Genomic DNA, 23,154 nt, shown 5'->3' with positions numbered 1-23,154 from the left:
GTTTATTGTTGATTATTTAATTTTTTAAATTTTTCGAATTCCCTGTGTCCTAGTTTCATCAATTGGTTAGGCATCAGCCTGCTTAAAAATTTTATTACCTTCACCAGGAATGGCTTGATCTCGGGCGTGTCGTTCAGAAGGCCCTTGATGGCTACACCAACCAGTTTATCCACATCCATCATTTGGCTTGGATTCGGTGGCAGCACCCAATCATTCTGAAGATTGGTATTCACTCCCGGAGGAACCAGTTCTAACACTTTGACACTGGTTTTGTCCAGTTGCAAACGCAGGGCCTGGGAATAAGCATGAACTCCTGCTTTTGAAGCACTATAAACCGGAGCGGTGGAGTAAGGCATGAAAGCAATGGCAGAGGAAACGTTTACAATTGCCGCCGAACGCTTTTTGATCAGGTGCGGTAAAAACTGATGAACCATCCGGATTGTTCCCGTAAGATTAATATTAATCTCACGGGCTATGTTTTCCAGGTCCTTGCTGGCGTCCTGAAGGTCAAGCAAACGCATTTCACCTACATTGTTGATAATCATATTCAGATCAGGGAATTGTTGTGTCACCTCTTTATACAGGTGCTCAATATCTTGCGGATCACTTACATCGCTCCGAAAGACGTGTATTCTTGGGAAGCGCCTTTTGGCATCATTTAAGGCCTCTTGTTTGCGGCCTGTCACGATGATCGTTGATCCCTGCTCGGTAAGTTGCCTTACAAGTTCCAGCCCTATACCGCTGGTTCCTCCTGTGATCAGGATGGTGCTGTTCATTAAATCCATATTATTCTTACTATTGTTGATTGTTGATACAAAGTTCGGGCAATGCCTCTGAGCAGATGTATCCAAAAGTCGCGAAGTTGTAGTAAAAAGGAATATTTTGTCGGTTTTATAATCGGCAAGTGGTCTCCTGTGTATTCCGATAAACCCGCTTCTTCCCCACTTTTAGTGGTTACCACGGTTCCCTGTTTTACCTCCCACCTAGAAATCTTCCCCTGAACAAAAAGTACACTTGCCCCGGAGAAAGCTGTAATTTGTTTATGCAGGTTTCTTGTCTTATGAAAAGCTGACTAATGAAGAATCTTTATAACTTGCAATTTTATAATCAAAATGTTAGAGAGCCTGCCTTTATATATCCCGCTTATTTTCGGACTGACAACAGTCTTAACACTTATATTATTCTACTGGGCTATTAAAAATTCAAATTCACAAAATGTACAACGACATGCAAGTAGAATTTTGACAGGCTTAACATTGTGGCTTATTGTTCAAGCAGTTTTAACGTGTCAGAATCTTTATACTGCCAATATAGATTTCTTTCCACCCACTATCCTATTATTTGGGATTTTACCTGCAATACTTACAATAACAGGTTTGTTTTCAACACAAAAAGGACGGCGATTTATAGATAGCTTGCCTTTGATATATTTAACCTATCTAAATATAGTAAGAGTACCTCTGGAGCTTGTGCTCTTTTGTCTTTTCCTAAACAAAGCAATCCCTGAACTGATGACCTTCGACGGACGAAACTTCGACATTATTGCCGGGATAACGGCACCAATAGTTGCATATCTCGGGCTAACTAAAAGAAAAATTAGCAAAAAAATAATATTGATCTGGAATTTTATTTGCCTAGGACTTTTGCTAAATATTGTTATAACTGCTTTTTTATCCGCACCATCACCAGTACAAACATTTGGTTTCGACCAGCCAAATATAGCCATATTGCATTTTCCCTTTAGTTGGTTGCCAACTTTTATCGTTCCGGTGATTCTATTTGGGCATTTGACTTCAATTAGACGACTATTTCAAATGGACACCATAACACAAAAAACTGATACAAAAGTTGTTTGAATTGCACTAGTTTAAGCCATGCAAAGCATCTGGAAAACAACCTATAATTTACGGTTGTCGAAATCTGGGCAGAGAAAGCAAAGCCGGTTACCTGCAAAAAAATATGGGCATATCTCTATGCCCATATGGGAAATTAATAAACTTGAGGGAGATTAGTTATAAAACTAAGTTGAAGGGCTAGAGTTATCGCCAACCTTGCTTAACCCTGTTCTTAATGGTTGCACTACCAAAATGATTCTGATTTATTTCAATAGCAGATTTCGTATCATTTTGTATGAAATAAAATAAGTTACCCGTAATTCATTCTGATAACCTTAACAAGCTATTCTTTTTCCTTCCTGAAAATCATAATTGCTGGAAGTGTTCTTCCGTTTTTTGGTGTAGTTCCAACTTTTAATACCTTGCCACGGCCTAAGACAAGTTCAATTGTTTTACTGTCTTTTTTAATGATTTTAACATCAAAAAATTTACTTTTTGGTTCATCTACCAAATTACCACTTATAGTATCCCTTTTTTGGTCTAAACCCGCTATTATTGAATGCTTATTATCTTTATAACTGGATGTGGAGTTTTTAATGTTGTCTACAATTAGCTGGTTACCATGTTTGTATGAAATGTAACCCAAAACAACATCGGCACGTATCTCAAGCCCATCTTTAATCGAAATATTTTCAATTTTCAATTTCATTCTAATAGTATCTATACCATTGATCGAAATCCAGTTACCCCTAAATTTATTTAAATTTGGGTTGGTTAAATTAGAACCTTTCTTCGGCAAATCCTGGGCGAATGTAACCGGTATATAAAATACTGCTAAGGCAATAAATACAATTTTCTTCATTGATCTGTTTATTCTTATTGAATTTTTCATATTATTAAATTTAATTACAGGGATCATTTACAACATTATCATCTTCTACCTTTTTAGGTGTCCAGCTACTAAAATCACTATTTCCTTTAAATAACTTTAAACCACTGTTTGTTGCCTTTATATAATTTAAAAAAGATTTTTCATTTTGATCATTTGTGTTATCAGGACTTATATGGTAAATGCCACCATAAATGAGAGAAAAATTATCCAGATTAGAGTTATTTAAACTTGTTGCAAAGGCAGAAAATTTAGTCACGTCATCAACCATGAGCATATATTGTGTTCCATCAGCTGTTACCAGTGTCATAGTAAAAGTATTAACGTCCGACATTTTCCCCTCAGCATAGGCTTTAGTCATAGCCATTAAGTCATCAGGAGAAAAAACAGATAACAAATCGTCATAATGAGTATGTGCTATACCATCTACTGTACCATTCGGTAAAGTGAAGTCAATACCTGCAAGATCGGGCTGCCCACTGATTGGATACTGACTGAATGCGCCGTTGCTGCCAAATTTATAGATGAACCCATGCTCTCTATTATCATTTAAAATTATGGGGTTTTTTAATACGTTTAACATAATCTTAAAATTCTCATGATTTTCTAATGCGTCTGCCCTATCACAAGGATCTTCATCGCTTGTGGGTGGCTCTTCTGTACCTGGATCATCTGGGTTATCTGGATTGCACATCCAGAAATTGCTAGGGTCTAAGCACGGATCTCCATTATCTGGATCATCAGGATTTTCAGGGTCTGGTACTTCAACCCAAACGTCTTGGCAATCTTCTCCTACTTTTTCCCATTCTCCGCATTCCTCAACATACGGATCGCCGCCACCTGCACAAACTTGTCCCATAACATCAGTACACTGGTAGTCATAATACCCTCCGGAAACTAGTTTGTCTTTTATACTTAAACTAATCCGCCCTGTTGTACGACTTAATTGTGCATTGGACTTTATGTTCGAGGTGCTAGATTTATTTTCCTTCCGCGCGTATCTCTTTTTTATCATTTTGCCGTTTCTAAATTGCAGTAAAAACCATTTACCTCCTCCATTTATCGGGCTAAATTCCAGATAACCGCTATAATTGTCCATCTTCGTAATTTGGGTGGCACTGGCATCAAAATGGTTTTTTTCTAAATAATCATAATCGGGTAGGTATGTTAACCTGGCCTGATGTAATTTACCTGTCTTGGTCTTGTAGATCAACAGCCGTTGTAATGATGAATTGGCCCTAATCAGATCTTGTTTTTTATCCGGTATACTTTTATCAAAGTTATATAAAGAAATCTGCTTTATACCTACTGCAATTGGTACTTCGACAAAACTATTAGTTCCAGTTTGGGAAGTATAATTTTTATACCATAGAGGTGTGATAGTTGTATTGACACCGGATGCACGGGTAGCTCCATTTAATGCCATTTTTTTTACAGAAGTAATCCCATATTTTTTAATCTCTTGATAGTAATAATTTTTCGCCTCTGTCAAAAAGGGTTTAGTTTGTTCATCATTAATATCTTGCATTATATCTTTTCGACAGGAAAAAATTATAATAATGCAGATTGATGCAATGCTGAGAAGTGTTTTTTTTCGCATAGTTGTTAATTTAGATTGAAAATTGGTTATAAATTTATATCCTTAGTTAATTCATTTTTAATTTGGTCGATCAGCAATGATGGAACTTTTATTGGCATATTTAATATTTGAACAGCGGTTTTATTTGCATTTTTAACCTGCTTTGTCGACGCATAAAATTGATACAGCTTATATCGGCTCATTACTCTGTTTGGCACCATATCAATAGCCAGTTTATACGCAAACTCTGCCTCTTTAAACCTATGATTGATTTCATAAATATTTCCTAACCTTAAAAATGCTGTACTGCTCGGTCGTATATCAATTAACTTAAGGGTTGCCTTTTCAGCATTGGTCAAATCCATGCCGCTTACTTTCATATATGAACTCAATTCGAGATATTCCGCATCATGACTGATTTCTCCTGCGATATCATTTAAAATTTTATTTGCTTCCGTTTTATAACCAGCTTGTGCTAATTGTCTAACATGCTTCAGTTTCTGCGAAGCAAAAAGATTCTTTGAATTAAAATTGTAGGAAGCCCCTATTACCAGAAATAAAAAGACTGACCCAATGGGTATAATTGTAAGCCCTCTTTGCCTCTTATCATATGCAAACAAAAAGCAAACACTAAAACAAACAACATAAACAACCTGAAAAAATAGTTTATTAAATACATAAGTAAAAAAAGCAGCAACAGAAATGGCAATTATGACCCCCACTGCAGTTAATACTATTGGTGAATCATAGCAGGCTGTAAGAGTTTTAATGAATTTAATTAAGCCAATCATCATGAGTATGATAAAAGAAATACCCACTAAACCTGTCTCAATAATAAATTGGAAATAATCATTGAAGGCAAAATATGTATTATCCGCAAGCAAAAATTCACTGGTGTTGTAATTGCCCTGTTTAAAATAATTTGCCTGGTAGTACATATAGGTTGTTTTAAATTTTCCAAAACCTACACCTAAAAGCCAATTATCCTTAAAAATATTGAATGAGATTTTGTAAATAAATATCCTACCAAAGGACGAACCTGTTTTTACATAAAAAACTGTATAAAGTGTCAAGAGAAAAAAGAAGGAAAAAATCAACAAATAAATCCCAGCTGTAAATCTAATTTTCCTGAGCAAAATGAATATTGTCACAATAGCTGTAATAAATCCGATTGAAAAGGCCCTACTTTCGAAGTAAATAGATATGATCAATCCAATAAACAATACAATACTTTCTAAGAAAAAAGTATAGGATGTTTTAAAAAAATTAACTCCTAATTGCAATTTCATCTTTTTATAGTAATGCGTAGAAAGTAAGCGGATTTGAATAACAAATATTAAATTAAACTGAATTTTAAATTGTAATCAATTTAGATATAAGGTAAAACTTATTACTTTTAAATATATGCTTTTTTAAAGACGATAATAAATTGCGTCGTCTTTCTTTACATATATAGGCCTAAAAACGTGATACATAGGTGAAATTCCGTTACGAATTTTTGGTTACAGTTATTATACCCGTACCATCGCCTTTCACTATGAGGGACATTAAAAGGAAAATTACCGGATTTAACTATGGAACGGGACCTGCTGGATTGTTGATGACACTTTCACAGATAAATCAATGTAGAGCAAAGGAATGAAAGCAGGATTATTATTTATGGCATCCCTATCGGCCGTGCTTTCCGCTAAATCTCCCACACCCGAAGTTTATATTGGAATGTAGGGATAAATTAAAAAGCATCCGGGCAGAACATAAAGAGACATTTGGAGGAATAAAAGATTTTAAAATCGATAATAAAAAAATTGACCTGCATATAAAGTATGCTCCATTTACCGGACACGAATCGAGATTATCTCATTACTATCGACATTTGTTCAGCGCAGTAAAATTTGTTGTAAAAAAAGAAAAACAAGGTCTTTTGACTATAAACAGTCAAGAGAATATTTAAAAATTCTGCGCGCGCAGATGTCCAACGACGAGCAGATTTTACTCTATCACAATTATATATCCGGCATAGGTGAAAATTGGGAAAAAGAATCTAATTTATTTCTTTCTAAATATCGCATGCTGCATAATCTTCCAGTAGACCGAGTTCGTCATGTCGAACCACCCCGCAAACATTTTCGTTCCCAGATTGAAAGCATTCAGGCACAATTCGGGCAGTGATCCCATGTTTGAGTGGGGTGATACAATCGACTAAGTTTAAACACATTAATAAAAAACCATTTCTAACATTACAAATATGCTTGAACAAATCAAAAACGTATTTGAACTGATAAATATTCGTAGCTACGTTCATATTGGCAGTCTATTTAAATCAACCTTTGCTAGAAGCAATAGAGAATCTACCAAATACTTATTGGTATATTAAAGAACACGGTGCTATTAATACTGAGGATTATTTGCAGCAAAGCCCTTAAATTCGTTAATGAGGTCATTCATCTCTCTGTCATACCGTTCGTTGAATGAACGGAATAGGTCTTTGAAAAATAGATCATCCTCTATGCGTAGTTTTAAATTGCTGTAATAAATTGTACCTATCGAAACCCAGGCGCCAAGAAATACATTTGCATCAATTACTTTAGAGTAATAAAAAGTAATATCAGCTGCGAACAGCAGTACAAACAATATCGTGTGTGTTTTGTCGAGTAAACGAGTCATGTGATTAGAGAAAGCGCCAAAGCATTAGCTGCTAAAATATTAAAAACAAAATAGCTTTTGCGTTAATAGTAGAATGACTGCATTACATTTAATTAACAATATAATTTTCTGATTATAAGACAGAAGCGCTAATTGTAAGAAAATAAATTTTAATATATTTACTGAAACTAATCAACTCTCCCAAACATGAATTCAACTTGTGACCTCTGTTTTATCGCAACACCAACAACATATAACCCAAGACATCCTGTTGATGTTAATAAAGACATCTAAATCTTTTTTAGGCAAAAACCTACAGATTTCATCGGAAGATGCCGAAATATTAGGCGCTTTTTTTTAAAAAAAAGGAAAAATTAACCTCTACAAATTCTAAATAAAAATGGAACTCATAAAAAATATAATTACTATATCCGCTGCCTTTCTAACACCTACAGTTGCCATTATAGGAATTTATATTGGAATAAAAAATTACAAGCTACAGATTAGGAAAAGAAAGGATGATCTTTTTGATAGACGGTATCAGTTTTTGCAAGATTTTGAGGAACTATGGAAAACCACCGGACCAGAAAGTTTGGGAGCAACCAGAATGTGTTTGGAGTGGGACGATATCGCTCCATACGCCCAAAAAGCTTACTATTTATTTGGAAATGACATTGTTCAACATTTACAATCTTATGAGGGCAAAAGTTATGATCGTACATTTCCTTGGGTTCCAGATTCCGAACTAGCAAAACCTTTTGACAGATACTTATGCTTTGAGGATAATAATTAAATCGCATGGCCGACCAAAATATAAACCACCATTAAATTCTTAGCTATGCATATCAGTAAAGTAATTATAAAGAATTTCAAATCATATCGCGACACGTTTAGCCTTGAATTAAAAAAAGGACTAAATATCCTTGTAGGAAATAATGAAACTGGAAAATCGACTATACTTGAAGCGATCCATCTTGCTTTATCAGGTCTTTCAAATGGAAGATATTTTATAAACGATCTTTCAGAATATTATTTTAATTATCAATCAGTACAAGAGTATCTTCTAAGTTTAAATACACTTAAGCCATTACCGCCGCCAGAAATAAGCATTGAGATTTTTATCGCTGGTGATGATCTACCCTTTTTTGAAGGTGATGGAAATAGTACTAAAAAGAACGAGTGCGGCATCTGTTTTAAAATTGCGTTAGCTGAAAAATACAGATCAGAGTACAATGAATATGTGTCAGAAGGAAATATCTCTGCACTGCCCATAGAGTTTTACGAAGTAAATTGGACAACCTGTGCTAGAGAACCTATTACTCCTAGAAAGATACCAGTTAAGTCCGCTCTGATCGATTCTAGCTCAAGCAGATATAAGAATGGTTCTGATGTCTATATATCTCATATATTACGCAATCATCTTGATGAAAAAGACAGGAATGGTCTTGCTCATGCCCATCGGCGCCTACAGAGTGCGTTTGTCAATGATTTTTCAGTAAAAAAGGTAAATGAGATAATTAACGGAATAGCAGTCGATGGATCAGTAGAAAAGAAATTGAAGTTAACTATAGACCTTTCCTCTAAGGATGCTTGGGAATCAAGCTTCCTGACTGCGGTTGAAGACATTCCGTTTCAACACATTGGAAAGGGTGAGCAGGCTGTCATAAAGACCAAATTAGCTCTCGAGCATAAAAAATCCAAAGAAGCCAATATTATACTTCTTGAGGAACCAGAAAACCATCTATCCCACTCGAAACTAAATCAACTGATCCAGGATATTCATGACAAATGTATTGAGAAGCAAATTCTCATTTCTACGCATAGCAGTTTTGTAGCCAACAAACTTGGGCTCGAAAATCTTATAATAATTGACAATAAGATTCCAGTCGTCTTATCCGATCTACCGCACGATACAGAGGAGTTTTTTGAAAAATTGCCCGGCTATGATACTCTTAGATTAATACTTTGCAAAAAGGCGATTTTAGTCGAGGGAGATTGCGATGAACTTTTAGTACAGCGTGCATATATGGATCAAAACAACGGAAGACTCCCAATCCAAGATCAGATAGATGTTATTTCTGTTGGAACAAGTTTCTTACGCTTTCTACAGATTGCTAGTAAAATTGAGAAACCGGTCTGCGTAGTGACTGACAGTGATGGTAAAGTTGATGCCATTAAGGAAAAATATAAAGACTATTTAGGTGCTAACATTAAATCTTTTATCAAAATATGTTTTGACGAAGTTGTTGATTCGGGACAGCTGTTCATCGGTCAAAAGTCATTTAATTACAATACTTTGGAACCTAAATTTCTAAAAGCGAATGGAGTAGCCAAAATTAATAAGATACTTGGGGTTAACAAGACTGAAGAAGAATTGCATCTTTATATGCACTCAAATAAAACAGCTTGTGCATTGAAAATTTTTAAATCCAGCGAAGAATTAGAATTTCCAAAATATATCCTTGATGCAATTGCCAAATAATAAACTGATCATTTCGGTAGCCGGATCTGGCAAAACCACTTATCTGGTACGCCAAGCATTAGAAATTTTGTATGAAACTGTCGTAATCACCACATATACAGAAGCGAACGAGAAAGAGATAAGGAAAAAATTTTACGAAATTAATGGCTCCATACCCGCCAATATAACAATACAGACCTGGTTTTCGTTCCTTATACAACATGGGGTCAAACCTTATCAGGGCACTTTGTTTGATGGCAATATTAACGGTATGTTGTTGGTCAACGCGTCCTCAGGAATCAACTATCGAAATAGTAAAGGGATATCAGTGCCGTTTACAGAAGAGAAAGATTTTCTCAAGCATTATTTTACTACCAGCGGCAAGATTTATTCTGATAAGCTTTCAAAATTTGTTATCAGATGTAATGAAAAATCGAATGGAATGGTGGTTAATAGGCTCGCAAAAATATATGACCATTTATTCATCGATGAAGTTCAGGATCTTGCTGGTAACGATCTTGAACTATTAAGGTTATTTTTTAAAACAAAGATTAAGACCACATTAGTTGGAGACCCGCGTCAAGTTACTTACCTAACACACAATGAGAAAAAGAACAATCAGTATAAAGATGGTAAGATTAAACAATTCATACTCGATAAATGCAAAAGGGACTGTGTTGTTGATGAACTAACATTACAATATTCTCATAGGAACAGTGCTGAAATATGTGATTTTTCCTCCAAGTTATATCCCGATTTGCCTCCAAGTATGCCATGCGATTGTATTGAATGCAGAAATGCAGTTAATGATCACAGCGGTATTTTTCTAGTTAAAAAAAACCAAATTAAAGAGTATATCGGAAAATATTCTCCCACTATACTAAAATATCATTCAGCCATTGAACCAGAATGGAATTATGGAAATTGTAAAGGTCTCGGCTTTGACCGGGTACTGATACATCCAACTGAACCTATTATTCAGTATCTAAAAGATGGGCTTTTAACGAAAACCGTAAAGGATAAGTCCGGCAAAACGAGGGTTAAAAATGCATTCGATATTGCAAAACTATACGTAGCACTTACGAGAGCTAGATATAGTGTAGGGATTATATATGATTACACTGATGAAATTTTTATAGAAGGTATAAGAAAATATAATTAGAAAAAATTTTTGTTTATTATCCTTAATGCTGTAAGTAAATCTCTCCGTTAGTTACTGAATTAAAGGTAATCCGTGCTTATGGTAATAACTATTGAGACAGCGTTTTCTACATGCATCGTAACTCTCTTTATACTTAGCCAATTCGGGATAATTTTTTAGTGTGCTGCTTGCATATTGCCAAGCCATCTCCTCCCTCAGCACCTCATTGTCTTGTGCTTTTCTTTTAGGTGACTGAAAATGCCCATACTCATGAAAAAGTATCCAAAATACTTCTAATGGTTCTACTACGTTCCTTAGACTTATACGAATTCGTGTGTGATTGTCTGTACTATAATCCTCAAAATTGGAAAAATCAACATCGTAACGTGCTGATATTTTGACACCACTAGCTTGAAATTCGTCAAGAATTTTGGTCAGGATAACGCGGTACGTCTCTAAATTGCCATTGGCACAAAACTCATTAATTAGTTTTTCACGTCGTGTTCTCAAAATCATAGTGATTTAATGTATCTTCTAAAATATTATTTTTTTTTTAACTAAAAAATGTGATGATCGTTAATCATTGAAAAACCGCAACAACGTTAGCTTATCTCCAGACTTAAAATACATATAAGATCATGGAATTGGCTATTATATATGAGGTATTTACAAGTATCTTTCTCAGAAAGTATTGGCACATCCGAATGTTTGCTTAGTACAATATCGAACCTGAGCTTAACCGTAGCAGTATAGCTGGCACCTTTTTTTGCTGCGAAAAACATGTATGTATTGGCCAACAATATACCAATGCCGAATCCAAGGTTCTAATGCACAAACAAATAGAAGTAACCAGAGAGTCCTGCAAAAATTAAAAATATCAAGGTGACGGTGGTCGGAAATCCGTAAGCTTTCAGCAGGACATAAAAACCCATCAGCACAAAAATGGTAATGATAATAATGGCAAGTATGGAAAATCCATTTCGTCCGCTTTCACCAGCTCCACTCAACGGATGCATCTCCACCTTCACGCCTGCGGAACAGATCAGGAATTAGGATTGTAACCAGCAGAGATAGGATAACACTAATTTAAATCACCGGCATCTGCCCTGGGTAAAGCGCTGAAAACAGCGTCCTTCAAATCAAAGTAAAGAAAGTATATTATTCCAAATTGGTTAAAGTACTCCCAAAGATAAAAACAGGCCTAAAGCAGGCAATATCAGCGTTAGTTCAGCAATTTTAACCTACGGCTTTTCTGTGGTCGGCTAGTAAGAAGAATTTAAATTTTTTGGCCAGTGCGGTAAATTTTTCACGAAATGTTTGAAAGCTCATATCGATCGTTTTTCAAGAGTATTTTGAGCAGCAAAAACAAAGTCAACAGGAAATATTTAATTTCTATGGTTTGTACAGATTAAGGCAGCATAATCATACGCTGATTTGAACCCTCACGGATGACTATTTTTTTCTGTGCTGCCAGGCGTTCAAGAAACGCATTCCGCTCTGGGATCGATAAGTTTAGTAGATGGTCAAAATCGCCGAAGAAATTACCGTTATTTCCCCCGGTTCTCTTTTGTTTTTCTTTCACAATTTCTAATATTTTTCGTTCCAGTTCTTCCATAATGCAAAGATAGGAAGAAATGGTTAATCAGCTTTATATTTCAAGAAGCCAATGATAATATTAACTATGTACCCACCAAGTTATAAATGAATAGGCTTATAAGAAAGAGCCTTTTCAATCATTTCTTCTGCTGTTAAATCTTCATATTCCATAGAAAAAACAAATCTGATGCATTTGGATTAGGGGCGTTATCCAAAAACTTCTGTAATATTGCATCATTTTCTTCTTGGGTTTTACCAACAGCATTCATAATATCTGTTGCTAATTGTGTTATCTTCTGTAAATAGAAAAGTACGATTTGACTATCAATAGTACAAGGAGCAACCGAATCTATCTTGATTTTTCGTAAATTTACTCTGTGACAAACTTTCTTATATAATTCCAGAAAAAGCCTAAAATGTCAGAAAAAGTAATTATTAGATCGGCAACTATTGATCTTCATGGTGACTATATTCCATTGAAAATGTTGCAAGATTATGTTGTTGCAATCAACGGAAACACCAAGATGCGGTACTTAGCTAACCATCGTAGGGACATTCCGCCAATTGGCTACTTTGATAACGCTGAAATTCGAGAGAAGGAGGGCATTCATCATGTCCTCGTGGAACCTATATTATACAAGAATAGAACTGTTATACCATGGGACAATAAATTGTTTATGGAAGAGACTAGTATACCAGTTTCTTTTATTGGACATGAAAAGAAAGATAACTTCCGTATTGCAGTTGATAAAAACAATTTCCCCAGCATGGCTGCTCTCCATGAAACTGGTAAAAAATTAGTAAAACTGTACGAAGAAGAAGTATCTCTCCAACTTAACACCCGCAAGAATCTTATTCCAGATCCACAAGTTATAGTTACACTGGCTAATTATGCGTTTATTCTTTATCCTTTATTGAAACCTTTTTTATCAAAAATGGGAGAGAAAATCGCAGAAGATATAGCTGACGACCTTTATAATACGTGTAAATCCAATTTTAAGGTTGTTAAGAAAAAACTTTCTGAATCTGTTCGATTAATAAGAGGAGAAATGATTCCAAAAAACAAAGTCTTGACTACAATATTTGAAATTCCAGGAACTCCATATATAGAGCTACAGATCAAATCAGATGATCCAACTAAAATTGAAAAAGGTCTCAGCGCAGCAAATTTGTTTAGAGTTCATAAAAAAATCATGAATTTACAACTGCAATTGGAAATAGTTGAAATCTACTTTTTTTTAAATACTAAAGACAAATGGGAATTTAGCTATTTAATTACACAGGATGGAAAAATTGTGGGAACAAACAATGCTTTTAGGAAAAGAGATAGATTAGTACAACGTATTCAATTGAGTCCAACAAAAGCCTTCAGCCTAGGTGCCGATGGCGTGCAATACGAAAGGCGAGCCTCTATCAGCCCTCCTGATGGAATATGAAAAAAGATAACATGAAATTGCTGAGATCGATAGCAGGGAAAAATTTCCTCCACTTTTATCCCCAAAAACTTCTTTCTAAGTGACTTTCGGTAGACATGCTTTTTTATTCATTTATACTCGCTCTAGGTATTGATATCGTAATAGTGTTAATACCTAGCAAGATTCCAAAATTATGCGGCGCCACTATTATAAGCAGCGCTTAAAGATCTTATTAGATTAAAGTTTCGTTTAAACGAGAGGAACTGTGACATGTTTGAATAATACTTAGTTAACCCCTAAATACTTATTTAATTCAAACTGAAATAGTTCGGATTGCGTAGAAAGGTAGTGCCTAAAATTAGCATTGCACACAAGATTGCCATTCTGATCAAAACCCAAATTTTCCCGTTGTTGATCCGTACTTAATTTTTTTACAATACTTACATTTAACCCAAATCGAATCAATTCTATAAGTCTTGGATCATTAGTACCGTAAACATAATTCAAATAATATTCCTCTGGGATCAATTCAAAATCAAACAGAAAAATGATCAACTTGTTTAATTTAAAACTAACAAAATCTTCCTCTATTTTAATCTTTACTATCGCTAGATTAATTAATTTCTGATCGTCCTTCTGGCTTAGGTTGACATAAACTGGCCTAGTATATTCTGCATGTTTATACTGTTCGCTGTACCTAATTTCTTCTCCGTATGACGATCCTATAAATAGTTGTGGATCATTAGTTGCAGCTTTAATTTTGAAATAATTGAACGTATGATTGATTTTTTCTTTTAAGGACTGTTTTTGAGTGATTTCTAGAAAGTTATTATAATAATTAACAGCCTTTTGGTTTTTAAGACGTTCAATTTCAAAATCCTTTATATTATTTTCACTACTTATAATAAAGATGTAACTGACAATATCAACTACTTTTTGACCTTCGGCAAATTGATAATTGGACAGTCTTTCGTAGATAGCGTCTACTGCAAGATCTATATCTTTATAAAAATCGTCTATTGAATTCTCTACAAGATACTTCTTCAAATACAGTCGTGGATCCTCACCAATTTCTGCTAGTATTGTATTTGTCGCTGCTACAATTTTGGTGTTTTCCAAAATTCGTTTATCTTTCATTTCCGGGCTTAGTCCTAATTTATCGACGTCATATTTAACGAGCAAAGGATTCTTAATTTCGTCCTCAAAACTATGATCCCTCAGAAGCCTCATCTTATTTTTAATATCATTATTCCCATGGAATTCCGCACTATTCATGAAGTGAATCTTTGACAACAAAAGCTCTAGATTTTCGTGCTTGAAAACATAGTTCAGTCGATTGACACGTCCGATAAGATTTGTTAGTTCCTTTCCGCCAAGGCCATACGAAGAAGTAATAAAAAGGCAGTCTATGGGCAAGTTAATACCCTCTAATATTACATTATTGGCAACAATATAATTTAACGGAGTTATGGTTTTGAACTTGTATTCGAGGTATTCCTTTACAACATTAGGGATCTTACCGTGCAGGTAAACTATTCCCTTTTCAAGTAGAGATACCAGATAAAAGGATGTATGAACTTCGTCCCTCAAAGTCTTAATCATCCTTCTGAGCTCTTCAGTCAAGTTGATATCTGGCAGATGATTGGCTAAGCCTATGGAAAGTTCTTCAATTTTTTTAGGCCGATTATGATAAACAAAGTTCTTTGTCCTAGAATTTGATACTATATATGAAAAGAACTGAAGTGGCCTATCTAGATTGTATATATTTCCCGTAAACTTATCATAGATAAAACTATTGTCATCTTCAAACAAATAGACATCTGCTACTTTGAAATCATGCTTAATTTTTCTTTTATAGATGTTAGCCTCCGTAGTCTGAATTAATTTAATATTATCGGGTTCATCAATTAGGGGAGACAAATAGACAACCCTTTGCTGCGGATTTCTCTTTTCATTCAATTGTATCAAGCGAGATAAGATAAAAGACCTCGAATCCCGTTCTAATAAACTATGCGCTTCATCGATGAACAATACATCAAAATTCGCTCCATGTTTAACAATTAATCTAGTAGCGCGTTCTTGCGTTAAGATACCTATAAACCTTTCGTTTTGTGCATACATATCATCATGCAATATAAGCTTGTAGTCCAGATTAAGTACCCTTATATCATTATAAGTTTGTATCAACAATGATTTAGTCGGAACAACTATTCCGATTCTATAAAAATTGTTTTTCTGAATTACATCTCTAATGATGGAACTCTTACCATATGAAGTTGGGGCAATGTAGGCTATATTTTTGTCCAAGTTTTCCAATATAGATACGGAAGATGAGTTCTGCTCCAATGTCTCGACATAATTCTCGGCAGATACATAGCGTTTCTTTATGGATCGGTTAAGCATTCCCTCATCTAGACTTTCGGGGGTAATTATTTTTTTATTAAGCAGGAAATCTGATATAGAGTAAAAACCAATCTGAAGACTAATGTCGTATAGAGGTCGATAATCATTAAATAGCAAGGCATATTTTAAAACGATATAATACCCTATTTTAAAGTAACTTAAATACCTATTATCCAAGTCGTAATGGCGAAAAAATAGTACAGCACAGGACAATATAAACTCTTGCTCGCTTTCGGAAATTTGATTGTTATCAGTAACAAGTTTCGCGAAGACCGTCATAAATTCACCATTATTTCCTAACGAAGTTAGTTGCTTTTTCTCAGAACCGGATTGTTTCTTATCCATTTATAAAAGTGATAAAGTCGTCAACAGTTTTCTTATTCAGACATATTACTGCTATTTGCCTGCAAGTATATCGGTCTATCAATCCTAATATTTTTTCTCCCAAATCATCGCTATCAATAGCGGTCCAGCCAGCGTCCATATAAATCGTTGAACTTGGTATTACATTGAAGTTCGATATGTTATAATACTTTCCTAATGTATAATCACTGGAAAAAGATTTTAACGTTTGAGATAAGGTCGCATTCTCCTTGATAGCTCTATTAGCAGCATGGCTATAAGCATTTTTCCAAGGATTATTCTTTTTGGTTTCATCGTACGTACCTTCAACTTTTTTCTTCAGATCATTATATGCTTCACTGATATTCGCATTATGAGAGGCCCCTGCCGTTGTCGGCAGAGTAGACTTACTTTCATAAAGCCAATAATAGTCATCCAGTATATACAAACCATCAAAACCTTTTTTCATTCCCTTTTCTTCCAGGTTACGGAATAGAAAATGTTGCTCATATCCAGAGGATCTAAGATATAAATGACAAATGAATTCGGATACAAGACCATGCTTCTGTTTATCGCTTTTTCCATCGAATAACTCACGCAGCTCAGCTTTGATCAAATCTAAATCATCTTCGCCATCTAAATCGCCGTTCCATATTTTTCCAACTTCTGCGCAAATTCGTTCAATTAATTCAGCGCTGTAGTTTTCTATACTAATAAAATGTAGGACTGATTTATCATTTGAAATTACATCTAGATTACTAAACATAGATGTGAAATATTGTTGTTCGGTTTATCACATTAGGAGGCATTAATTAAAGATTATTCTTTCGTTAAATATAAAAAAAATATTTTATTCCTATTTTTTGTCATCTCTAATGGAATTTTTGAAGATATTTCGGTATTTTAGGTCATTCAGGTTCTACCTTATATTTGCAGGTTCTTAGAAACCATCCTCTTCTAAACTCGCTTATTATAAGCTTTGCTACTTTCGAAATCGGTTGCACTCAATAATTTATCAAAGGAGTTTTTCAGCAAGAAACAGATAAAAAGGCAGCCAAGGTAATGCGGCCAGCCTTTGTGCTCATCCCACCAAAAGACTACGGCATAACGGACTACTTCCCTAAAGGGCACCCTTCCAATATTCTATTTTGTTTATTGCTATTGAGCGCACTAATTGTTCATTTAATAAGCCTAGTTAATTTGAGGTTATATAAATAACAAAGCCTGAATCGGTTCACGTTCAGGCTTCTTTCCGGAATATTTTGATGAATTTAATGAAAACTTAAAATTTTTAATTGATTCAGTTATTGGTAGACTACAATAAAATCACCCCATAAACTAGACAGTTGGGTCATTGAATTCCTGAATCTGACCCGAACGTGATCTCCAGAATATAAATGATAGGGGCCCCATTCAACCGAACTGTAATTGGTCAGGCTCGAAGTACCTGCTGTGTCATTAACTTCTACGTCTACCAAGTCATAGTTTGGATCACCGCTTGGTGCATCAAAGGTTAGTCTTAATATATATTCTCCAGGATCGTAATAAAGACGGATACCATTGGATACTTCCGAAAAGATATATGGGTCGCGCTGTGGCTTGAGAAGCACATTCTTGTAAGTGATGCCTTTATTTAACGGTGTTGAAGCGTGTGACTGAACAACAAAAAACGACACAAAGAGAGTTAGTACAAAGATTATTTTTTTCATAAGGATTTAGTTTGAAATATTCCAGTGAATTAAATTTATAAAACTTTTCGCCACCAAAACACAATTTACTAGACGCTCCGCGTAACATTAATAATACATAACTAACTTGCCGTTGTGCCTTGTGCATGCAGGAATAATATCAACGCCTATAGTCATTACTAGATGTAGGTAATGGTATTTGGTTTGTGCATCATCAGGACTTATTTAGGCAACTTAGAGCGGATACTCTCCAGATCTTCACGAATTTGATCCTCATTTAAAGGGACTGCATCAGCGGAATAGCTTAGATATGAAGATTCTATTAAAGCAATTTCAGCTTCGGTACATTTTCCATTTAAATAACGATCTAGCATTTCCTTTATTTTGATTGAATTATCCGCCATAGCATTCTACTTTTATTCATCTAAATTAAGTTTTTCTTTAGACACTTTATAATCCTTTAAAGTTGTCAACGGACATAAAACCTTAGGGATATCAAAAAATACCGATACTTTTTATCGAAGATAAAAAAACCAGAGATAAGTTCTCTGGTCTTTGTTGATGTTGTATTCTTAGGGTACTAATTCCTAACTGAAACGCCATAAACTTTAGTTTGTCGGTGGAATCTCCGGTTCCCAATATGTTACCGGAAAGACAACTGTTTTATCACTCACCCCCGCTCTTCGAAATGTAAAGATATAGTTGGTGTTATTAAACAATTTGTAAGGACCGTACTCGATACCACTACCCAAAGGACTCTGTTGCCAAAAAATTCCATCGTTTAAAAAAACAACCTCCCAAGGCTCGTCCCAAGTCATTTTAAGAAAAGCGTCAGCATCATAATAGGTAAGTGTTATCCCATCAATGGTGGCTGAATACCAGCCGTTACCTAAAAACTTAAAGGCACTCAGGTCAATTTTTGCAGATTTTAAACTAATTGTTTTACTTTTCGTGGGGCCTCCCAATGAAATTGGGCTTCCAATGCTTCCCTTCGTATATGTAAAAGCAACAATCATACACGCGGTCAAAATGATTTTTTTCATAGGTTAAGTATTTGGTTATCAATAAGACTAATGTACCGATTTTTTTTATTTTTTTTATAAAAAAACTTGTTTTGAGCGTTGCATATGGCAAATAACTACCAGATACTACTCTCGGCCCAGGAAGCCTCTAAGCTCCCACTTTGCTTCACAATTGGATCAATAAATTAATACTAGACAATTGCGGTTCTCAACACAACAGGTGCTTCATAAAAAATAGCGTAATGATCTCATATGCACGCCCATCATAAAGAAGTTTAGCTTTAATTATCCTTTCTGCCTAAAACCCCTCCCACATGTACGGGATAACTTATTGCATAAGACCAAGGACTTTTGGATTATAGATATTTTAAAAGTTATCGGTAATAACTGATGTACTGGTTCCCATCACATTCGACCATTTCCTTAATGCTGTTTTTCATCACTTCCACTTTGGTCTTTTACAGGTCAGACCCGGGATGCTGTTTTTGTTTCAGTTCAAGAGCAAAGGTAACAACGTGTTCTTAACGCAGCAGCAAGTTGGGTCCTTGCAGGATTTGGCAAAAAATCTCCACCCTGCGGGTAGTATTTGTTTGCCAAAAACTTGCTCCTGCTAAACACTAACCTTTTTTGCTCGTGAAAAGAAACAAAGCATACTCCGGCTCTTAGACGAATAAAAAAAATGTCAGCTATGAAAAACTACAGCATTGGAAATGGTAACAGAGTGAAAAGAAACAGCTCCTCCATCTCATACCGAATAAATCAAAAAAAATTCATGGCAGGGCAGTGAAACAACAAGTACAACAACCTACAAAAATTTAAGGACATGAACATCATCGGACGATTGACACGCGATGCGCAGGTACGCACAGTGTCGCAGGACAAACAGGTAGTGAACTTCTCAGTGGCTTCAAATTACAGCTACAAAAACAAGCAGGGCGAACGCATAGAGCAGACAACGTATTTCGACTGCGCATATTGGATCAGCACCAACGTTGCTAAAATCCTGACCAAAGGAACTTTGGTCGAGCTTTCGGGCAGGGCATCGGTAAGATCGTGGCTAGGAAGTGACGGACAGGCACACGCAGGGCTCAATTTCCATACTTCAGAAATCACGGTGTACGGAGGTGGCACAAAAACGCATGGTGCTAAAGCTACTGCATCCAAAGAGGGTAAGGACAGCAAAACTGCAAACGGCAGTGAGGACGACGATCTCCCATTTTAGCCAACACCAGTAAAGTACAGCACATAACAAAACAATTAACAACTTAAAAATTTCAATCATGGCACATAATTTAAATTTCAACGAAAACACAGGCAAATACTCATTTTTTAGTGTTAAAGAAAAAGCTTGGCACGGCTTAGGGCAGATTGTAGAAGATTTTCCGACAAGCGAAGAAGCCATTAAGCACGCAGGATTGGACTATGACGTGATCAAAGCACCCTTATTTACGCAGGGCAGATCAATAACCATCGGAAACGAGGGCGAAATCGTAGAACCTGATCATATTCTGCTTCCCAACAATTTTGCAACACTCCGCACGGACAACAATACTGCATTGGGTGTAGTGGGCAAAGATTATCAGATTGTACAGAACCGCGAAGCCTTTGCATTTTTTGATGCCATTGTAGGCTGTGGTGACGGGATTCTGTACGAGACCGCAGGAGCATTGGGTAATGGGGAACGCATCTTTATCACCGCCAAACTGCCCGATTATATCAGGGTGGGAAACGGTGACGATGTAACTGAAAAATATATTTTCCTGACCACCTCGCACGATGGTAGCGGAAGTATCACGGCTGCATTTACCCCCGTAAGGATTGTTTGCCAGAACACCCTTAACGCTGCATTCAGCAATATGTCCAATGTGGTGCGTATCAAACATACAGCAGGTGCTAAACAGCGTTTGGAAGATGCCCACAAAGTCATGGGACTGGCGAACAGAATGGCAACCCAACTAGAGGGGATTTTTAACGAGTGGGCAAAAGTGAAGGTGAATGACAGGGAGGTTAAAGAACTGATCCAGTTGGCACTATGCCCGAACAAAGAAACACTGGCACATCTGCAAAATGGCAATGAAGATGATATTTCAACAGTCTTCAAAAATACCGTGGAGGATGCCTTTGCCTACGCTATGACGAGCGATACCCAGCAAATGGAAACCACCAAAGGCACACTGTTCGGGGCGTACAACGCTGTGACAGGCTACTATCAAAATGTACGGAAGTACAAAGATAGCGAAGCCAAATTACAATCTATCGTAATGGGCGGTACAGCTCAGGGAAAAGCACAAAAAGCATTTGAACTGTGTACCTCATTCTCAAAAATCGGAAGTGATGCCCTTTGCTTCAACTAGTATTAACCATTGGCGACCGCCTTTTGGCGGTTGCCTTTAAATCCAATAATATGAAAACATTAGAAAAAATGGGCAACGTAGAAAAAGGAAGATTACTGGCTCATCTACTGCCCGAAGAACTATCCAATATTGTGCAATACATCGAACAGCAAACCACAACTTTTTTACACAATGAAACTGAGATCAGATCGAACTGGAAAGGAACATTGGTAACAGCGGAATTTTGGTTCACATTGGTCAGGAATATTGATAAGTCCATCAAAAATTGCGGGAGCAGACTGCATAAAAACCACCGTTGGTTTGCCGACCAGTTATTTGATGGTTACGATGCATTATTCACCATCTATTGCCTTGTCGAGTATTCAGCAAAAGAGGAATGCAACCTCAAATTAAAACAGGGAATACACTTCTTTTTTGGGGACGAGCCATTGATTTTAACAATAGTAAACAATAACAATCATGGCTAACTGATGCCACAGTAACCTATTATATGAAAATTAATGATCTAAACGGCTTCGAGATTGAGGTGACCAACCTTAAAGAAGCTATCAAGCAGGCAAAGGTTTTTAAAGACCTGCACCATACCCCACCCGTTCCCAGCGATCAGGAACGACAGGCGTACTGGAAAGATTTCTATGAAAAATTATTAAAGCTCAAAAACCAAAAACATCATGAGCAATTTGGCAGATAAAACAGAGTACAGGGCTTTGAGCATCATAGCCCGAATGGTCAAGGAATTTGAAAGGCTTCACTATTTGGATATGACAAAAGCTGATGATTGGGATGCCTGTCAGGCGAGGAATCTCTTGCAGGGAATCATTGAAACAAGTGGATATCAGGTCAACTATGACCGTAACAGTAACAAACCACTTTTAAAAAATCATAAACATGACTTACGGAAATAATAATGAATTCGCGGAATGGCTCTATAACAGGTATGTCGAAGCCCTGCGGAAAAGCGATGCGATGCGGGCAATGTCGTTTTACGATGTATTGAACCAGTATATCCTGAAAGCACTCGCCGATCGCAGGTTAAGCAAACAGAAATGCTATGCCGACAAGCTCCTGAAAACCATTCAGAAAGCCCATAAGAACGGTACAGCAAACAAGCTTCAACTTTTAGGAGAAGAATGGCAACGGGAATTTGAAAAAGCAATGGCTGATTATGAAAACATGCTCCGTGAAATGGACTTGGGCGAAGAAACAATAACAGCATTATTAATTGAAAAAAGATACAACTATGGCAACGATTAATTTTTTTACTCAGATAGCCCAAATGAATATTACTGGTGATTTGAATATCACCATTAGGCAGGGCACAGAAAATAATTGGGTAGTGTCGGTACTGCTTCAAAACGACAACTGCGGAGACCGTGCGAAAAACCTGATTGTCCCCTGTACCTTAAAAGGTACAGCCGAAGAACTGGACGAAGACTTTTTTGAAACAATCACCTCACCATTGGAACGGGTGTCGGGACTGATGACCAATATGGAAGCCTTTTTGAAACAGGTGGAGGAAGCCGAAAAACAGTCTGCAATGGTAAAGCAGAACAGCGAAAGGGAGAAAAAACTTGTCGAGGGAAAAGATAAGAAATTTCTGGACGCCATGTCGAAATCCGCCAACCTTGAAAAAGAAAGGAAGTACAAGGAATCTTGGACGGCTTTACCAAAAATTGCCGACTACCCTGATCATGCGGAAGCTATCCGTAAACGAATGTCGGAACTTGAAAAATTTTTAGCCCCTAGCCTTTTTGGGGAACCTACCGAATAATTAACTTAAAAACAA

The 23,154-nt window shown here is 36.1% G+C and carries 25 protein-coding genes and 1 pseudogene; 13 read left to right on the top strand and 13 right to left on the bottom strand.

All coding sequences use genetic code 11. The features are described 5' to 3' along the window. Nucleotides 1–2: 2 nt before the first annotated feature. Nucleotides 3–776: an SDR family oxidoreductase gene (locus ATE47_RS01595; protein WP_228376301.1), complete on the bottom strand. Its 774-nt coding sequence runs from the start codon at nucleotides 774–776 to the stop codon at nucleotides 3–5. Between the two features lie 336 nt (nucleotides 777–1,112). Between ATE47_RS01595 and ATE47_RS01590 the strand changes: the two genes are divergently transcribed. Beyond that, complete coding sequence (locus tag ATE47_RS01590; protein WP_062160314.1) at nucleotides 1,113–1,856, top strand: hypothetical protein; 744 nt, start codon at nucleotides 1,113–1,115, stop codon at nucleotides 1,854–1,856. Nucleotides 1,857–2,178: 322 nt separating this feature from the next. Here ATE47_RS01590 and ATE47_RS01585 read toward each other — a convergent pair whose 3' ends face one another. From ATE47_RS01585 to ATE47_RS01575, 3 genes are read right to left on the bottom strand one after another with little or no spacing between them, the layout of a single operon-like run. Continuing rightward, on the bottom strand, nucleotides 2,179–2,727 hold the full coding sequence (locus ATE47_RS01585; protein WP_150114759.1) for a DUF6705 family protein: 549 nt from the start codon (nucleotides 2,725–2,727) through the stop codon (nucleotides 2,179–2,181). Nucleotides 2,728–2,737: 10 nt separating this feature from the next. After that, nucleotides 2,738–4,324, bottom strand: coding sequence for a hypothetical protein (locus ATE47_RS01580; protein ID WP_062160312.1), 1,587 nt, complete (start codon nucleotides 4,322–4,324; stop codon nucleotides 2,738–2,740). Between the two features lie 26 nt (nucleotides 4,325–4,350). Further along, nucleotides 4,351–5,592 (bottom strand): O-antigen ligase family protein, encoded by a 1,242-nt coding sequence (locus tag ATE47_RS01575; RefSeq protein WP_062160311.1) that lies wholly within the window; start codon nucleotides 5,590–5,592, stop codon nucleotides 4,351–4,353. Between the two features lie 679 nt (nucleotides 5,593–6,271). Between ATE47_RS01575 and ATE47_RS19495 the strand changes: the two are divergent. Further along, nucleotides 6,272–6,334: pseudogene (locus ATE47_RS19495) on the top strand (hypothetical protein); the annotation flags it as partial. A gap of 15 nt (nucleotides 6,335–6,349) precedes the next feature. Here the strand turns inward: ATE47_RS19495 and ATE47_RS19430 are convergent. Beyond that, entirely contained in the window at nucleotides 6,350–6,478 is a 129-nt protein-coding gene (locus tag ATE47_RS19430; RefSeq protein ID WP_257721515.1) for a hypothetical protein, read from the bottom strand. A 213-nt stretch (nucleotides 6,479–6,691) separates the two neighbouring features. Next, on the bottom strand, nucleotides 6,692–6,967 hold the full coding sequence (locus ATE47_RS01560) for a hypothetical protein (protein ID WP_062160308.1): 276 nt from the start codon (nucleotides 6,965–6,967) through the stop codon (nucleotides 6,692–6,694). 379 nt (nucleotides 6,968–7,346) lie between these two features. Between ATE47_RS01560 and ATE47_RS01555 the strand changes: the two genes are divergently transcribed. From ATE47_RS01555 to ATE47_RS01545, 3 genes are read left to right on the top strand one after another with little or no spacing between them, the layout of a single operon-like run. Next, the gene (locus ATE47_RS01555) at nucleotides 7,347–7,739 is read left to right on the top strand and encodes a hypothetical protein (protein WP_062160307.1); all 393 of its coding nucleotides are present in this window, start codon (nucleotides 7,347–7,349) and stop codon (nucleotides 7,737–7,739) included. 45 nt (nucleotides 7,740–7,784) lie between these two features. Beyond that, the gene (locus ATE47_RS01550; RefSeq protein ID WP_062160306.1) at nucleotides 7,785–9,428 is read left to right on the top strand and encodes an ATP-dependent nuclease; all 1,644 of its coding nucleotides are present in this window, start codon (nucleotides 7,785–7,787) and stop codon (nucleotides 9,426–9,428) included. Beyond that, complete coding sequence (locus ATE47_RS01545) at nucleotides 9,412–10,569, top strand: UvrD-helicase domain-containing protein (RefSeq protein WP_062160305.1); 1,158 nt, start codon at nucleotides 9,412–9,414, stop codon at nucleotides 10,567–10,569. The genes ATE47_RS01550 and ATE47_RS01545 overlap by 17 nt, the downstream gene beginning before the upstream one ends. Nucleotides 10,570–10,620: 51 nt before the next feature. Here ATE47_RS01545 and ATE47_RS01540 read toward each other — a convergent pair whose 3' ends face one another. Then, a complete protein-coding gene (locus ATE47_RS01540) occupies nucleotides 10,621–11,064 on the bottom strand; it encodes a hypothetical protein (RefSeq protein WP_062160304.1) in 444 nt (147 codons plus the stop codon). Nucleotides 11,065–11,956: 892 nt separating this feature from the next. Continuing rightward, nucleotides 11,957–12,163: a hypothetical protein gene (locus ATE47_RS01530; RefSeq protein WP_062160302.1), complete on the bottom strand. Its 207-nt coding sequence runs from the start codon at nucleotides 12,161–12,163 to the stop codon at nucleotides 11,957–11,959. A 397-nt stretch (nucleotides 12,164–12,560) separates the two neighbouring features. Between ATE47_RS01530 and ATE47_RS01525 the strand changes: the two genes are divergently transcribed. Next, nucleotides 12,561–13,580, top strand: a complete 1,020-nt coding sequence (locus tag ATE47_RS01525) for a hypothetical protein (RefSeq protein WP_062160301.1) — start codon at nucleotides 12,561–12,563, stop codon at nucleotides 13,578–13,580. A gap of 264 nt (nucleotides 13,581–13,844) precedes the next feature. Here the strand turns inward: ATE47_RS01525 and ATE47_RS01520 are convergent, their stop codons facing one another. The 5 genes from ATE47_RS01520 to ATE47_RS01500 form a co-directional block, all read right to left on the bottom strand. Continuing rightward, nucleotides 13,845–16,307 (bottom strand): DEAD/DEAH box helicase, encoded by a 2,463-nt coding sequence (locus ATE47_RS01520; protein ID WP_062160300.1) that lies wholly within the window; start codon nucleotides 16,305–16,307, stop codon nucleotides 13,845–13,847. Beyond that, a complete protein-coding gene (locus tag ATE47_RS01515; protein ID WP_062160299.1) occupies nucleotides 16,300–17,070 on the bottom strand; it encodes a hypothetical protein in 771 nt (256 codons plus the stop codon). The genes ATE47_RS01520 and ATE47_RS01515 overlap by 8 nt, the downstream gene beginning before the upstream one ends. Nucleotides 17,071–17,608: 538 nt before the next feature. Then, a complete protein-coding gene (locus ATE47_RS01510; RefSeq protein ID WP_062160298.1) occupies nucleotides 17,609–18,013 on the bottom strand; it encodes a hypothetical protein in 405 nt (134 codons plus the stop codon). Nucleotides 18,014–18,213: 200 nt separating this feature from the next. Continuing rightward, nucleotides 18,214–18,396, bottom strand: coding sequence for a hypothetical protein (locus ATE47_RS01505; RefSeq protein ID WP_062160297.1), 183 nt, complete (start codon nucleotides 18,394–18,396; stop codon nucleotides 18,214–18,216). A 204-nt stretch (nucleotides 18,397–18,600) separates the two neighbouring features. Then, entirely contained in the window at nucleotides 18,601–19,035 is a 435-nt protein-coding gene (locus ATE47_RS01500) for a hypothetical protein (protein WP_150114757.1), read from the bottom strand. 802 nt (nucleotides 19,036–19,837) lie between these two features. On the opposite strand from ATE47_RS01500, the gene ATE47_RS01495 reads away from it, so the two are divergent. Genes ATE47_RS01495 through ATE47_RS01465 form a run of 7 tightly spaced genes read left to right on the top strand, consistent with a single transcriptional unit; the run spans nucleotide 19,838 to nucleotide 23,139 of the window. Then, complete coding sequence (locus ATE47_RS01495; RefSeq protein WP_062160295.1) at nucleotides 19,838–20,236, top strand: single-stranded DNA-binding protein; 399 nt, start codon at nucleotides 19,838–19,840, stop codon at nucleotides 20,234–20,236. Between the two features lie 58 nt (nucleotides 20,237–20,294). Continuing rightward, entirely contained in the window at nucleotides 20,295–21,368 is a 1,074-nt protein-coding gene (locus tag ATE47_RS01490; RefSeq protein ID WP_062160294.1) for a DUF932 domain-containing protein, read from the top strand. A 50-nt stretch (nucleotides 21,369–21,418) separates the two neighbouring features. Then, on the top strand, nucleotides 21,419–21,835 hold the full coding sequence (locus ATE47_RS01485) for a hypothetical protein (RefSeq protein WP_150114756.1): 417 nt from the start codon (nucleotides 21,419–21,421) through the stop codon (nucleotides 21,833–21,835). A 23-nt stretch (nucleotides 21,836–21,858) separates the two neighbouring features. After that, nucleotides 21,859–22,059, top strand: coding sequence for a hypothetical protein (locus ATE47_RS01480; protein WP_062160292.1), 201 nt, complete (start codon nucleotides 21,859–21,861; stop codon nucleotides 22,057–22,059). Beyond that, the gene (locus ATE47_RS01475) at nucleotides 22,040–22,273 is read left to right on the top strand and encodes a hypothetical protein (RefSeq protein ID WP_150114755.1); all 234 of its coding nucleotides are present in this window, start codon (nucleotides 22,040–22,042) and stop codon (nucleotides 22,271–22,273) included. The genes ATE47_RS01480 and ATE47_RS01475 overlap by 20 nt, the downstream gene beginning before the upstream one ends. Continuing rightward, a complete protein-coding gene (locus ATE47_RS01470) occupies nucleotides 22,257–22,622 on the top strand; it encodes a hypothetical protein (RefSeq protein WP_062160290.1) in 366 nt (121 codons plus the stop codon). The genes ATE47_RS01475 and ATE47_RS01470 overlap by 17 nt, the downstream gene beginning before the upstream one ends. Beyond that, a complete protein-coding gene (locus ATE47_RS01465) occupies nucleotides 22,609–23,139 on the top strand; it encodes a PRTRC system protein E (RefSeq protein ID WP_062160289.1) in 531 nt (176 codons plus the stop codon). The genes ATE47_RS01470 and ATE47_RS01465 overlap by 14 nt, the downstream gene beginning before the upstream one ends. Nucleotides 23,140–23,154: the final 15 nt, after the last annotated feature.

This window comes from Chryseobacterium sp. IHB B 17019 (assembly GCF_001456155.1).
GTDB lineage: Bacteria > Bacteroidota > Bacteroidia > Flavobacteriales > Weeksellaceae > Chryseobacterium.
This window is presented reverse-complemented; position numbering and strand designations above follow the sequence as displayed.

Excerpts from the sequence above, each read along its gene's own strand:
- ATE47_RS01485 (WP_150114756.1), top strand. The coding sequence starts at position 21,419 with ATGAAAACATTAGAAAAAATGGGCAACGTAGAAAAAGGAAGATTACTG.
- ATE47_RS01530 (WP_062160302.1), bottom strand. The coding sequence starts at position 12,163 with ATGGAAGAACTGGAACGAAAAATATTAGAAATTGTGAAAGAAAAACAA.
- ATE47_RS01510 (WP_062160298.1), bottom strand. The coding sequence starts at position 18,013 with ATGAAAAAAATAATCTTTGTACTAACTCTCTTTGTGTCGTTTTTTGTT.
- ATE47_RS01465 (WP_062160289.1), top strand. The coding sequence starts at position 22,609 with ATGGCAACGATTAATTTTTTTACTCAGATAGCCCAAATGAATATTACT.
- ATE47_RS01550 (WP_062160306.1), top strand. The coding sequence starts at position 7,785 with ATGCATATCAGTAAAGTAATTATAAAGAATTTCAAATCATATCGCGAC.
- ATE47_RS19430 (WP_257721515.1), bottom strand. The coding sequence starts at position 6,478 with ATGGGATCACTGCCCGAATTGTGCCTGAATGCTTTCAATCTGGGAACG.
- ATE47_RS01525 (WP_062160301.1), top strand. The coding sequence starts at position 12,561 with ATGTCAGAAAAAGTAATTATTAGATCGGCAACTATTGATCTTCATGGT.
- ATE47_RS01590 (WP_062160314.1), top strand. The coding sequence starts at position 1,113 with ATGTTAGAGAGCCTGCCTTTATATATCCCGCTTATTTTCGGACTGACA.
- ATE47_RS01585 (WP_150114759.1), bottom strand. The coding sequence starts at position 2,727 with ATGAAAAATTCAATAAGAATAAACAGATCAATGAAGAAAATTGTATTT.
- ATE47_RS01545 (WP_062160305.1), top strand. The coding sequence starts at position 9,412 with ATGCAATTGCCAAATAATAAACTGATCATTTCGGTAGCCGGATCTGGC.
- ATE47_RS01475 (WP_150114755.1), top strand. The coding sequence starts at position 22,040 with ATGAGCAATTTGGCAGATAAAACAGAGTACAGGGCTTTGAGCATCATA.
- ATE47_RS01470 (WP_062160290.1), top strand. The coding sequence starts at position 22,257 with ATGACTTACGGAAATAATAATGAATTCGCGGAATGGCTCTATAACAGG.
- ATE47_RS01490 (WP_062160294.1), top strand. The coding sequence starts at position 20,295 with ATGGCACATAATTTAAATTTCAACGAAAACACAGGCAAATACTCATTT.
- ATE47_RS01580 (WP_062160312.1), bottom strand. The coding sequence starts at position 4,324 with ATGCGAAAAAAAACACTTCTCAGCATTGCATCAATCTGCATTATTATA.
- ATE47_RS01560 (WP_062160308.1), bottom strand. The coding sequence starts at position 6,967 with ATGACTCGTTTACTCGACAAAACACACACGATATTGTTTGTACTGCTG.
- ATE47_RS01520 (WP_062160300.1), bottom strand. The coding sequence starts at position 16,307 with ATGGATAAGAAACAATCCGGTTCTGAGAAAAAGCAACTAACTTCGTTA.
- ATE47_RS01595 (WP_228376301.1), bottom strand. The coding sequence starts at position 776 with ATGAACAGCACCATCCTGATCACAGGAGGAACCAGCGGTATAGGGCTG.
- ATE47_RS01555 (WP_062160307.1), top strand. The coding sequence starts at position 7,347 with ATGGAACTCATAAAAAATATAATTACTATATCCGCTGCCTTTCTAACA.
- ATE47_RS01500 (WP_150114757.1), bottom strand. The coding sequence starts at position 19,035 with ATGAAAAAAATCATTTTGACCGCGTGTATGATTGTTGCTTTTACATAT.
- ATE47_RS01505 (WP_062160297.1), bottom strand. The coding sequence starts at position 18,396 with ATGGCGGATAATTCAATCAAAATAAAGGAAATGCTAGATCGTTATTTA.
- ATE47_RS01575 (WP_062160311.1), bottom strand. The coding sequence starts at position 5,592 with ATGAAATTGCAATTAGGAGTTAATTTTTTTAAAACATCCTATACTTTT.
- ATE47_RS01515 (WP_062160299.1), bottom strand. The coding sequence starts at position 17,070 with ATGTTTAGTAATCTAGATGTAATTTCAAATGATAAATCAGTCCTACAT.
- ATE47_RS01480 (WP_062160292.1), top strand. The coding sequence starts at position 21,859 with ATGAAAATTAATGATCTAAACGGCTTCGAGATTGAGGTGACCAACCTT.
- ATE47_RS01540 (WP_062160304.1), bottom strand. The coding sequence starts at position 11,064 with ATGATTTTGAGAACACGACGTGAAAAACTAATTAATGAGTTTTGTGCC.
- ATE47_RS01495 (WP_062160295.1), top strand. The coding sequence starts at position 19,838 with ATGAACATCATCGGACGATTGACACGCGATGCGCAGGTACGCACAGTG.